This is a genomic window from Sphingobacterium sp. UME9 (assembly GCF_014170215.1).
GTDB classification, from domain to species: domain Bacteria; phylum Bacteroidota; class Bacteroidia; order Sphingobacteriales; family Sphingobacteriaceae; genus Sphingobacterium; species Sphingobacterium paramultivorum.
On sequence record NZ_LZZP01000003.1, the window covers coordinates 577,464 to 591,127 of the forward strand.

Consider the following 13,664-nt stretch of genomic DNA (forward strand, 5'->3'; position numbering starts at 1 on the left):
TATCCCATGAACAAATATATTATCTACAGCCTTTTTGCAACACCACTGCTTAACATCTCCTGCAATAAATTTCTGGCCGTGGACCCACCCAAGACAGAAGTAGCAGCAGAGTCGGCCTTCAGTGACGAAAAGACAGCCACAGCAACCGTGGGCGGACTCTATACCAGTATGAACAATTACAATAACCAGTTTGCCAGTGGACTGATGACCATTGTACTGTCCAGTTTGGCCGACGATTACAACTCAGCCTTTACAAGCTACGATGAGTACAAATACAATAAACTGAGCCCGGCAACCTCTTATCTTGATCGGCTCTGGTCGCAACCCTATAGCTATATCAACCACAGCAATAAGATTATCGAGGGTGTTGAAGCCTCGGCGCTCAGCAGTACGGTAAAGGCACAGCTATCGGCCGAGGCCCGTTTTACAAGGGTATTCAATTACTTTTACCTGAGCAACCTCTTCAATAAAGTGCCCCTGATCACGGATACCAAGGATCTGGAAGCCAACAACCGAAAAGGTCCGGCCTCCAGGGAAGAGCTCTATGCTTTCATGGTGGATGATCTGCAGAAAGCTGCTGTCGATATTGCGGATGCCTATCAGGGCAATGAGCGTACCCGCCCCAACAAAAAAGCGGTTGACGCGCTATTGGCCCGGGTATATCTGTATCATGCCGACTGGGCCAATGCCGAAGCGATGGCCGACAAAGTTATCGCGGATAACCGGTACGAACTGTCGCGCGACCTCAATACCGTCTTTTTGAAAACGAGCAAAGAGGCAATCTGGCAGCTGCAGACCGTTAATCTTTCCACTGCCGGAGTCAACACCTGGGAAGGTTTCAGTATCGTTCCGACAGTAGCTACAGCACGGAGTTATTATCAGGTGTATGATACCACGGTAGCGGCCTACGAAGAAAATGACTTACGTAAAGCGATGTGGTTAAAGCCTTATGTCGTAAGTAATAAGACGCTTTATATGCCGTATAAGTATAAGCTGCGTACGGGCACACCTGTAACCGAATACAATACCGTGCTGCGCCTTGCCGAGCAGTATCTGATCCGTGCCGAAGCGCTGCTCAACCAGAATAAGTTGCAGGCGGCACTACAGGATATCAATCAGATCCGTGAACGTGCAGGCCTTGCTGCGCTGCCACAAACAATGGACAAGGCGGGCATTGCCCTGGCCCTCGAAAAAGAACGCCAGCTGGAACTGCTCGGTGAATGGGGCCACCGTTGGTTTGACCTGGTGCGCACAAACAGGGTCCTCCCTGTACTTTCGAAGGTCAAAACAGACTTTAGTGAAAGTGATACCAAAATACCGATCGCCAGTGCTATTTTAATTACAAATGCTAACCTCCAACAGAATGATTAAGTTATTCAAATACGCATTGCTGCTCTGCCTGCTACAGGCAAACCTGCTGTTGCAGGCACAAGTGAGCATTTTGCCGCAAAAAGCAGCGGCCGGAGATACCGTGACCATCAGCTTTGACCCAGGTAAATCTGCTGCTACCCATAAGGAAGGGCCATTTTTCGTGGATTTCAACTATTCAAATTTTTACGAGTTTCCGAGCCGCATGGCCATGCAACAAGAAGGTGGAATCTGGCGTGTACGTTTTAAACTGCCCGCCTACGCCAACTTTTCCTGCTTTACGATTGCCGACAAAGACAAGAAATTTGTACAGCAGGCAAGCGATAGTAGTCAGTATGAGATCTACGTCTATAAGCAGGGAAAACTGATCGCCGGCAATTACCTGGGAAAATCATACAGCGTGCCGGTCCAGGATAAAACCTCGGATCATATCCTGGCTACACAGGAGTATTACCTCAAAAAAGAGCTGAGCCTGTATCCCGACAATTATGAGGCACAGCTCCGGCTGATTGTGCTCCAGATGAAAAACGCTGGTCCGGCCCAGCAGGGGCGGCTGTTGAAAAAGGGCTTGGCCGTAGTGGAAAAGAAATTCAGAAGCAATCCGCTCTTTGAAGGGAACCTCAACAAGGTGACGATGGGCTATCTGATACTCGGGCAGAACCAAAAAGTGGATTCGATCCGCCAGGTGGTGATCAACGAGTTTCCCAACAAGAAGATCGGCATAGGGTATCGGCTCAATAAGTTGTTCCGCGAGCAGGATTCCACCGCCGTGGTCGCCAAGATAGGGCAGCTTCTTTCGCTTAAGACGGCCGATAATGAGGCGGCCTATGGCAGCGCCTACGACTATCTTTTTACCTACTATGTGCAGCACCGCGACAGCGTACAGGCCAAGAAATACCTGCCGCTGATTACCCGTTGGGAGCAGGATCCCTACAAATGGCGCACATACAATCAGTATGTACAGCTGCTCTTAGATCATAAGCTGATGCTGGAGGAGGCATCCAAACTCAATTTATATTTACTTGACAGTGTTGCGGCCTATCCCGTGAGTCTAATACGCTATTTCCCCGAAACAGGCTATCTGATGGCCCATGATCCGGCCAAGGCGGATAAGCTTACTGCGGTAAAAGCAGAAATTATGGCCAATCAGGGACTTATAGCTGCGCAGTTAAAGCAGCCCGAAGCTGCCCGAGACTGGTTTGCAAAAAGTATCCCTACACTCAAATCGGCGGCATTGCTCCGGGCAGTGGCCATGCAGTATCAGCAGTGGAATGATCCGAACAGCGCTATACCCGTATTGGAGGCAGCCTATCGGTATTCCCCTTTTGACCCAGCGATCAGGCAGCTTCTCGACAAAGCGATCCTTAAAAACGGAATGGACAATGCTGCCGAACGGCAGGCTTATTTTAGCAAGCTTGACAAGCAATGGAAACAAGGGTATTACCAGGAGTTTCAAAAGATCATCGGCAATACGCCATTTCCAGAAGACATCAGCATTGTTGATATGGACAAAAAAGCTTTGCTCAAAGCCGATCTCCAGGACAAGATTGTCATCATTGATTTTTGGGCTACCTGGTGTAAGCCCTGCATCGCTTCATTTCCCTATTTGCATCAGGTGTACAAAAAATATGCAAATGATCCGCAGGTGAAGTTCGTGATACTCAATTCGGGCAGTGGAAACAGCTGGGACGATGCCTACAAATGGGCAAAGGCCAATCCCGCATTTGACTTTCCATTTTATTACAACCAAGATAAAAAGCTCAGTAGTAAGCTGGATATCACATCCATTCCGACAACATTGATTCTGGACAAAAAAGGGAACATCCGTTTTCGAAAGGTGGGATTTGAAGGTGAAAAGCTACTGCAGAGCCTCGATGCCATGATCGAATACCTGAAAGAACTGGAGCACTAACATATTGTTTTAGGGTCTATAGATTCATTGCAGCAGGAGTGGTTTCCCGCAATTGGTAGCATAGAGCCGCAAATTAGTAACCGCCAAAAAAATAAAAACTTTTGGCGGTTTTTTTTGCTCCCCTTTGAGAGCTAGGGTAAACTTGCAGCCGTCTTAAAAAAAAACTACTAAATTAGTATACATTATTTTGTTTTTATGCTTACATTTGTTTAATCGTAGTTTCAATTGGCGTTGGCGACGAGTTAATCACTATCTAAACAAAGTAAAAATGAAACAGTATTATCTAAACCATCTTTTCACAGTAAGTACAGCATCTTTCCCAAAATCTCACTGGGCGTTCTCTGCGTCTCGAATGTGTAGCTAATAAAATTCTCCCACTCTTGTGATAAATAGGGCAATAACTCGGGTATTGCTCGCTATCCTTTTGCTATAAACACGTTTATGGCCAGTACATCTATTTTTTTAACTAAACGATTCTACCTATGAATAAGAGAAGAATACTACACTATTCGGCGTACCTGTTATTGGCGGGCCTGGCAGAACAGCCCTTGTTAACTTACGCGCAGGAAACCCCAAAAACGATTATAAACGCATCCTTCCGCGGGCAGGTGATTGATGCCGAAAATGGCCAGCCTATTGAAGGTGCTACGGTCAAGCTTTATGGCGTCACACATGCTGTGACCACAGACCGGAGGGGCAATTTTACTTTTGTTACCGGACAAAAGCTACCTGCACGTGTCGTCGTGTCGTCTGTCGGCTATAAAGAGCAGATCGCCCTTATTGAAGAGCAGGGGGACACTGTACGCTTGGTTCGCGAGGACCGTGCGCTGGAAGAAGTTGTCGTCGTGGGCTATGGGACTCAAAAACGGAAAGATTTTACGGGTGCAGCATCAACGATCTCCGCAGACGCGATCAAAGATATCCCCGTACAAAGTTTTGATCAAGCCCTGGCAGGGAAAGCCTCGGGGGTAAGTATATCTTTACCGAATGGATTGCTCAATAATCCACCTGTCATACGGGTGCGGGGCCTGAATTCGATATCCCTGAGTTCGTATCCCTTGATCGTCATTGATGGTATACCTGTCAATACCGGCAATATCGGTACATCCAATGTTGCCAATAACCCGCTCGCGGATATCAATCCTTCGGATATCGAATCGATTGATGTTTTGAAAGATGCGGCTTCTACTTCAATCTATGGTTCGAGGGCTGCAGGGGGGGTATTGATCGTAACGACTAAAAAAGGCAAACAAGGCCGCGCAAAAGTTACCTACGATGTTTGGGGATCTGCGGTATCGGCGGCACGCCTGCCCAAATTGCTGAATGCCAGCCAGTATATTGATATCAAAAATGAAGCGGTATTGAACAACAAGATCTTGTCAGGAAATGCCAGTAATGATAAGGTGGCGAGTGCGCTTTTCTTCCCGCAGTACGACGCGAATGGCAAGCTGGTTGAAACGAATTGGTACGATCATGTCTACAATACAGGGTATAGCCACAACCATAGTCTCGCCGTAAGCGGAGCCAATGCAAATACACAATATTATTTTTCGGGAAATTACTCGGACCAGGAAGGCTTTTTCGCGAAAAACAGCTTCGACCGCAAAGGCCTGCGGTTTAATATAGAACATAAAGTCAACGATTGGTTTTCGCTTGGGAGTAACCTGACCTATAACAATACCTTCAATGACGCCAAAAATTCGGGTTCTTTGCCCAGCAGCCAGTTGCTGTTGATCGGTGGCGCTCGATTGGCGCTGGTATTGCCGCCAAATGTTTCAGCATATAAAGAGGACGGTAGCTACAATTTAAGTAGTACGGGTTTATTGGGCCCCGGAGCCAACTTGTTTACGAACACACTCTATAATCCTGAGGCATTATTTGCCTACAGCAAATACACGACTGGTAACGACCATATCCTGGGAAATGTGCATGCTTCGCTCAACCTGTTGAAGAACTTAAAATTTACAACGACCTATGCGCTGGACCGTAACCTGTCCACGACCAAAACGTATTTGAGCCCCAATCTGGGTTCATCGGGCTATTCAAATGGTGGATCTGTTACCAATGTAAGTAGTCTGCGCAACAACTGGAACTTTACCAATAGCCTAAACTATGATCAGGTGTTTGCCGAAAAGCATGCCCTGACGCTGTTGGTGGGTTACGATATCCAAAAGTACGACAACGATAGCTGGAATGCATCGCAAAACAATGCATCTGATCCGTTTTTTGAAAACTTCCAGGGCAATTGGACAACCTTATCGGGTGCTGGCGGCAGTGTTACTGAGCGCTTCTACCGCTCTACTTTTGTACGTGCCACCTACAACTACAATAAACGCTATTTGCTGACGGCCAACTTTAGAAGGGATGGCAATTCGGCTTTGGGAGCCAACAGCAAGTATGGTGATTTTGGTGGGGTGTCGCTGGGCTGGTCTGTTTTTGAAGAGGATTTCTATAAGAATAGTCGTTTGGCAAACCTCTTGGGCGATCTACGCTTCCGGGGGAGCTGGGGTAAAGTCGGCAATGGAAACCTTTCGGCTTATGAATCGCTCAATCTCTATAGCTCATCGCTCTATGGAACGGTACCTACCTGGAGTATGTCGCAGGCGGGTGATCCGGACCTGGGCTGGGAGACTTCCGAACAGACCAATTTAGGCCTGAGCTTTGACCTGGCCCACAAGCGCCTGCATGTCGATGTCGATTACTTTAGAAACAATGTGAACGGACTTATTCTGGATGTGCCGCAGTCGCCATCAAAAGGTATCCCGGGTAACAGTATCCTCAAAAACGTTGGCAGCATGTATAACCGCGGAATCGAATTCGCTGTCAGTGGAGACCTGATTAGAAAAGGGGACTTTACCTGGAACTCGTCCCTCAATTTTACGCACGTCAACAATAAGGTCACATCGCTGTCGGCCGGCAATGCCGATATCATTGGCTATACGCATACCACCACGGAAGCCAATAATATTACCCGTGTGGGCTATGCGGTGGGCAGCTTGTACGGTGCTGTAACCGATGGTGTGAATCCTGAAAATGGCCAGCGGATATTTATCAATAAAAATGGCGAACGTGTGCAATACAGTGCTGCGGTAGCTTCCGGGCAGAGTAATTGGACTTATCTGGACGGCCGCATTGCCAGTCCGATCACGGTAGCTGACTATCAGGTCTTGGGGACGGCGCTGCCAACCTATTATGGTGGCTTTAATAATTCATTCCGTTATAAAGCCTTTGATGCTGCAGTTAATTTCACTTTTGCAGGTGGTAACAGAGTCATGAATGGTACAAGAGGTACATTACTGGATCAGCGGTTTTACAACAATTCGGTCGAAGTGCTCAATCGGTGGACTACGCCAGGGCAACAGACTGACGTTCCGCGACTGGTCTATAACGATGTGATCTCAAACGGTTCTTCCGGATTTTCCATCGACCAAAATGCCGAGAAAGCTGATTTCCTACGTTTGCAACAGCTCACATTGGGCTATACACTGCGTGGAAATCTGTTTAACAAGATCGGTCTTTCGAGTATCCGGATCTATGGCCAGGCATCGAATCTTTTCTTGATCACAGGATATTCGGGTACGGATCCGGAATCTTCTTCCAACGGAAATTCAAATACCTCCATCGGGGTGGAAAAGAATTCGATCGGGCAGGGCCGTACCTGGACCGCTGGTTTAAATGTCTCATTCTAAAAAACTGCAAACATGAAAATTAACACAAAAAGAAATATCTTCCTCGTAAGCACATTATTATTGGTATCCACCTTGAGCTCCTGCAAAAAAGAGGACGGATTATTTCCTGTACCAACGACTTCAATATCGGATAAGAACGTGTTTGATACGCCTGCACGGATCGAAGGGGTGGTCAATGGCATTTATAAAAATTTAAAAGGAGCCAGTTTGTATGGCGGGCGTTATCTTCTTTACCAGGATGCCCGTGGCGAAGATTTTATCAATGTGACGGCCAACAGCTATACAGCCTATGAAAGCTGGAACAATTCTTACAGTTCGGGATCAAATGATGTCAACAACCTTTGGTCCGCGGCCTATACCACAATCAACGGAGCAAATATTCTGATTAAAGCCCTCAGCCCGGGCACTGAAGTGATCAGTGCTGAACTGTCCAAAGCTTATATTGCAGAAGCCAAGTTCCTGCGTGCAGTAGCTTATTTTAGCTTAGTGACGGTATTTGCCCAACCTTATAACAAAGATCAGGGGGCGTCGCCCGGGCTACCATTACGCCTGCAGGCCGAGGTCGACGGAAATAATAATGATCTGGCTCGAAGTACGGTAGCACAGGTGTACAATCAGATCTTGAGCGATCTCGACGATGCCGAAAAGGATTTGCCAGAAAGCTATTCTACCGCGCAGCTCAATACAACGCGCGCGCACAAAAATACAGCCCGGGCATTCAAAACCAGGGTTTACCTGACGATCAATAATTATGCAAAGGTACTGGAGGAAGCAAAAAAGATCGTCCCGCAGCAAATCGCACCATTTAAGGCGCAGCAAGGCGTTGCGAATGAGCTACAGTCAGATATTACGACGATTTTTGGTGGTAATTTTACCACAACGGAGTCCATTTTAAGTATGCCAGCGAGCACAACAGATGCGCTTTCGGGGCAGTCTGCGATAGGATATATCTATCTTGTCAATAAAGAATACTATCTTAATCCGAATGGCATTCTAAACGACACGCAATGGCGTCAGGCAGACAAAAGACGTAGCCTCCTGCAGGCCAATGGGGATAAACAGTACCTGAAAAAGTATGCTAAGGCTTCTCCTTACGTAGACTATATTCCGGTTATTCGCTATGCTGAGGTCTTGTTAAATTATGCAGAAGCTGCTGCGCAGGCCGAACAGCTAACGATTGCAGGCGCACTCTTAAAGGCTGTGCACCAACGGTCTGATGCGAGTTTTGAATTTCCTGTGGCCGCGCTGGCAAGCAAAACGGCCATCTTGGAAGCCATTGCCAAAGAACGACGAATAGAATTGCTAGGCGAGGGCTTGCGGGGGCACGATTTGCTCCGTCAATTGAAAGAGCTGCCCGCAAAAGGTGATGCGAATATACAGACACCTTCGGTTCCTACAACAGCACAGAACTATATTTTTCCGGCGCCTAACACCGAATTGGCGGCCAATAAACTTTTTAACTAAACTAGTCAAACATGATTAAGACAAGTAAACTCCTTATTCCTTTACTGCTGGCCAGTGTAGGATCTTTACAGGCACAGCAGCAGACCCTGTCGCTCAAAGGAACGGTCAAGAATGGCAATGCTACAGTTGTTTATCTGCAACGTTTTGAAAATAAAATATTTACAGTGATTGATTCTGCACAGGTGAAAAAGGGCGCCTTTGCTTTCCGAAAGCAACTTCCGCTGCCTGATCTGTATGGCATTTCTACAGAGCGGGATGGGGTTCCGAGCTATGTTTTCCTGGATGTAGGGGATATTAAGGTGACGATCGATGCGAAAGATGACAACAGACAGTCGGTATCCTTATCTGGGTCAAAAAGCCAGGAACTCTTTGACGAGTATCGGGCGCAGCGCAAGCCCGATATACGATCCTTCATCCAAAAATATCCGGATAATATCGTTTCAAGCTACCTGCTTTACAGGGAATGGTCCTATCGCCTGTCTCCGGAAGAACTGGAAGCGCATATCGCCCTGCTCTCGGGTTCTCAACAGCAATCACGTTATATACGGGATCTCCGAAAAATTATTGCCGTCACACGGCAGGTAGGCATAGGCAAAAAAGCCCCGGCCATTGTCGCCAATGACCCTGATGGTAATCCGCAGGCGCTCTACGATCATTTGGGGAAATATACATTGATTGATTTTTGGGCTTCATGGTGTCCTCCTTGCCGAAAGGAGAATCCGAATATTGTGGCCAATTACCAAAAATATAAATCCCAGGGTTTTAAAATCTATGCCATTTCACTGGACAAGAAAAAAGAAGCTTGGCTCAAAGGTATTGCCGACGATCAGCTGACCTGGCAGCATGTCTCTGAATTAAACTACTGGAATAGCGAAATTGCCGCTACCTACGCTGTTCGTGCAATTCCCGCCAATTTTTTGGTGGATGACAAGGGGATAATCATTGCCAAGAATGTCCGTGGTGAAGAATTGGGAAAGGTTTTGGACAGTTTGTTTAATCAGGGGAAAACCGAGATTGGCGGACTGAAAAAGGATTTTAAAGGGCAGGAGCCGATTAGCTATGAATCGACCAAATCCCAAGCTATCCTCAAACAGGAACGCGGTACTTTTACCGTGGATCAACGGGTCTTTTTTAGCAATGACTATGCTGGTGCCCGGCTAAATGGACTCACAAAATCCAGTGAAGGCGTGTATCACTTGCAGGTCGCACCGGAACGCACGCCGATCAATCCTAGTCCCTGGTATGGTTTTCAAGTCTGGTCCGCCCGCGATACGACGATAAAAATCCAGCTTGATTATCCTTCCGGCGTACGTCATCGCTATGATCCGAAAGTGAGCACAGACGGGACGAACTGGAATAAGCTCAGCGGAGCTTCTTTTGACTTGCCGATCTCCAGTAAGAGAACATGGATCTCGGCACAGGCAAATATTCCGTCGAAGGCAGTATATAGCTGGATTGAACAGGTAAATCCTGCTGTTCAAATACAAAAACAGGAAGTGGGGAAAACGGCCCTTGGCAAACCAATAAATGTATATGTAGCGGGCAATCCACAAAGCAAAAAGGCTATTGCAATACTCGGGCGACAGCATCCACCCGAAATTACAGGGCATTATGCCTATGCCAGCTTTGTCGAATACCTTTTGGGCAACAGCGAAGATGCAAAGCGGTTTCGTGAGAAATATCGTATTTACCTGACCCCCATCGTTAATCCCGATGGTGTGGATCTAGGGCATTGGCGTGCCAATGCCAATGGTGTTGACCTCAACCGTGACTGGGACGAATTTAACCAGCCCGAGACTGTGGCGCTGCGCGATTATTTTAAACGGGAAATAGAACAGCAGGGCCGCGAGCTTTATTTTGCCATCGATTTCCATTCTACGGGAAGCGATATTTACTACACGGTGGATCCTGCCTTGCCAAGTCGGTTTCCGGGATTTATTCCCACCTGGATAGCTGCAGTCAAAGATGCTATTCCAGGGTATGAACCGCTTGTGAAGCCCCTGTATTTAGGCGGCCCGACCTTCACGGCGTATAGTTATTTGTATAAAACGTATCATGCCGAAGCATTGGTCTACGAAATTGGCGACAATACCGACGCTGATTTTATTCAGCGCAAAGCCCGTATTTCTGCACAAAAACTAATCGAAAAACTCAATGAAAGCTAGTCAATACAACCGCTGGAAGCACCCCCTAATTTGTCTGCTGCTGCTGGGGAGTATTTCTCCAGCTTTTGCCGGGGTATCGGCTACGGATAGTTTGATCGTGGCGAGTGATCTGGTTCGAATAAAAAATATCGTTGACCTGCAGGTGAAACCAGACGGAAGTGAAGTGGCTTATGCCGTGCGCGGCATTGTTGCCGATACGACCAAGCATGCCGGTTTTCGCTATGAAACGCTCTGGTATGTAAACAGGCCGGCATCGACAGCAAAGGTTGATCCGCAATTTACGCAAATCTTATACAGTCCGGATGGACGCAGATGGGCTCTTGGCAAGGGAAGCGACAAACGTTCGCAGCTTTTTTTATTTCCATCAGACGGTCAACAGCCTCAACAGTTAACCAAGATCGAACAGGGGCTGGGTAATGTACGATTCAGTCCAGATGGTTCAAAAGTACTTATATCAAGTAGCTTTACGCTTGGCGAGCTGGTAAAAAGTAAAGATTTCAATCCTGCTGGCCAAGTACCGGCATGGTCAACGGAAATACCCGCCGAAAGCCATAATGCGTCTTTATTAGCGGAGTCTGCACAAGAAGACCGTGACGGCGGGCTAGCGGAAATAATTGCCTATCTCAAACATGATGAACAGCAGGGGATCGCTAAAGTGACCAACAAGCTGCAGTTTCAGACAGAAAATTCAACAACGGGCGAAATCCGCTTTACGCATTGGTATATCATGGATCTCGCCGCTAAAACTCCGCCTGTCCCTTTAACCCAGGGCTTTCGAAGCCATACAGGAGCGGAATTTTTAGGGAATAGCAAGGTGCTTTTAAGCGTAGAGACCGAAAATGGCCTTCATCCGGACCGTGTAGTATCGACTGATCTGATCTTATTTGATCTGCCTAATAAGAAAAGACAAGTAATTTTAGGGGATAGCATACATCGCTTTCAGGTGGCCGCGGTATCGGGTTCAGGAAAATGGGTTGCCGTGAATAGAAGCCGACAGAATTCGTTGACAGTCGGTGAATTGTTTATCTATGATACCCAAAACTGGAAAGGTAATAGCCTGGCTGTAGACCGTAGCCTAAGTAATGTACAATTTTCAGCGGATGAAAAATCAGTCTACTTTATTGCGTCGGATAGAGGGGGGCGTACAGTAAATCGCGCGGATGTAAAAAACGGCAATATACGCACTCTGAGTTCGGTGGAAGAGGGGATCGGTGAATATTGGGTAAATGGTCAGAAAGCTTTCTACACAAAAACCACTTTCGCAAATCCATCAGAGTTGTACCGTGCGGACGCCAATTTTAAAAATAGTACCGTTATTAGTGCGATTAATTCAGGATGGCTATCGGGAAAAAATATTGGTATTGCACAGAAAAGCAGTTTTCGAAATGAAAAGGGGCTGGAGGTCGACTATTGGTTCTTGAAGCCTGCAAATTACCAGGCGGACAAACGTTATCCGCTTCTGGTAGAGATTCATGGTGGGCCAGCTTCGATGTTCGGTCCTGCGGATGCCAGTATGTGGCACGAGTACCAGTACTTTCGCGCACGTGGCTATGCGGTATTGTTTTCGAATCCACGCGGTTCGAGTGGTTATGGAGAAAGTTTTTTAAAAGCTAATTTTAAAGACTGGGGGCCAGGGCCATCACGTGATGTGCTTAAGGCAGTGGATCTGTCGCTCGCGACCGGTGTCGTCGACAGCACGCAGCTGTTTATCACCGGCGGATCTTATGGGGCATATCTAACCACTTGGATATTGGCGCATGAGTCTAGGTTCCGTGCTGCATCCAGTCAGCGAGGGGTGTACGATCTCTATGTCTTTTTTGGTAGTGCCAATGTGTGGCCCATGTTGAAACGCTATTTTGATGGATTTCCATGGGAAAAGGGGATGCGGGATATCCTTTTGGCGCAATCGCCTACCACTTATGCCGAGAAGATAAAAACACCATTACTCATTTTTCATGGGGAGCAGGACAATCGTACAGGTCCTGTGCAGAGTGATTTTCTGTACAAGCAGCTCAAATATTTGGGCCGCGATACGGAATACGTCCGACATCCACGTGCCGATCATGAGATCACACGCTCTGGAGATGTTGGCCAACGCCTCGATCAGCTGTTGCGCACTTATGAATTCTTCGAGCGGTATAGGCACTGATCCTTATGCTTAACGAAGATGATGGAGCATCCAACCTTTTATATTGAAGGCCAAAAGGCTTTAGCAGCGCTTGCTTAGTTAGATTGATTGCCAAGTCTATTTTCTTGGCAATCAATCAAAATTCAATCGACGAGCGCCATAAGCATATCGGCCAATTTTTTCGGTTCTGTGAGCATGGCATCGTGTCCTGTTGCAATCTCTCGATAGTGCCAGTTGAGCTTGTGGTCGCTTCGCACCTTCTCACTCATCTCCTTCATAATGGGCAGTTGCGGATTCGTGCATGCGATATAGACTAAGGGTAATCCATTTCCATATGGATTTTTTAGGTGCAGCTGTTGCGCGAATGTGCCAAAGGGCTGGGGGCTGAGCCTATCCTTGACCCAGGAGACCATGCTAGGCGCTGTAACACCAAACAAAGCAACATCAAAAGGAGCGAAATTTTCTTTCCGCTGAATGTTTTTGAGCTGAACTTCTTGCACAGTCTTGGGTTGCAACGAAATGGGGCTCTGTCCATCTTCAATAATCATAGCGTCGAGAAAAATCAATTTGTGCAATCGTGACGGAATGCGATCGGCCACTCCGGCAATCACAGCACCGGCATAGCTGTGCCCTACGAGATACACATCATGCAAATCTTCCATCTCGATCAGGTTGACAATGTCCTGGATATGGGTATCGATATCGACCGACGGATCGATCAGATGTTTGCGCTCGCCAAGTCCTGTCAGCGTAGGGGCGTAGACCTTGTTGTGTGCATCAATTAGCCTCTGTGTAACGGCCTGCCAGCACCAGCCGCCATGCCAGGCACCATGCACCAGCACATAGGTCGGCCGGCGCTCTTGGTTTTGAGCGTAACAGGATAACATACCGCCTAATAGCAGGAGTAGCAGGAATAAAGTTCTCAGTTGTTTCATTTT

7 protein-coding genes are annotated in these 13,664 nt (G+C 47.3%); 6 read left to right on the plus strand and 1 reads right to left on the minus strand.

Features of this window, described 5'->3' with window-relative positions:
• The first annotated feature begins 6 nt into the window (after positions 1-6).
• From A9970_RS03860 to A9970_RS03885, 6 genes are all read left to right on the plus strand, one after another.
• Positions 7-1,371 (plus strand): RagB/SusD family nutrient uptake outer membrane protein, encoded by a 1,365-nt coding sequence (locus A9970_RS03860; RefSeq protein ID WP_182981376.1) that lies wholly within the window; start codon positions 7-9, stop codon positions 1,369-1,371.
• Complete coding sequence (locus tag A9970_RS03865; RefSeq protein ID WP_182981377.1) at positions 1,364-3,280, plus strand: thioredoxin-like domain-containing protein; 1,917 nt, start codon at positions 1,364-1,366, stop codon at positions 3,278-3,280. The genes A9970_RS03860 and A9970_RS03865 overlap by 8 nt, the downstream gene beginning before the upstream one ends.
• Positions 3,281-3,762: 482 nt before the next feature.
• Entirely contained in the window at positions 3,763-6,969 is a 3,207-nt protein-coding gene (locus A9970_RS03870) for a SusC/RagA family TonB-linked outer membrane protein (protein ID WP_182981378.1), read from the plus strand.
• 12 nt (positions 6,970-6,981) lie between these two features.
• Positions 6,982-8,433, plus strand: a complete 1,452-nt coding sequence (locus A9970_RS03875; protein ID WP_182981379.1) for a RagB/SusD family nutrient uptake outer membrane protein — start codon at positions 6,982-6,984, stop codon at positions 8,431-8,433.
• Between the two features lie 11 nt (positions 8,434-8,444).
• Positions 8,445-10,598: a M14 family zinc carboxypeptidase gene (locus A9970_RS03880; RefSeq protein WP_182981380.1), complete on the plus strand. Its 2,154-nt coding sequence runs from the start codon at positions 8,445-8,447 to the stop codon at positions 10,596-10,598.
• Positions 10,588-12,747, plus strand: coding sequence for a S9 family peptidase (locus tag A9970_RS03885; protein ID WP_182981381.1), 2,160 nt, complete (start codon positions 10,588-10,590; stop codon positions 12,745-12,747). The genes A9970_RS03880 and A9970_RS03885 overlap by 11 nt, the downstream gene beginning before the upstream one ends.
• A gap of 122 nt (positions 12,748-12,869) precedes the next feature.
• Here the strand turns inward: A9970_RS03885 and A9970_RS03890 are convergent, their stop codons facing one another.
• Entirely contained in the window at positions 12,870-13,661 is a 792-nt protein-coding gene (locus tag A9970_RS03890) for an alpha/beta fold hydrolase (protein ID WP_182981382.1), read from the minus strand.
• Positions 13,662-13,664 lie beyond the last annotated feature (3 nt).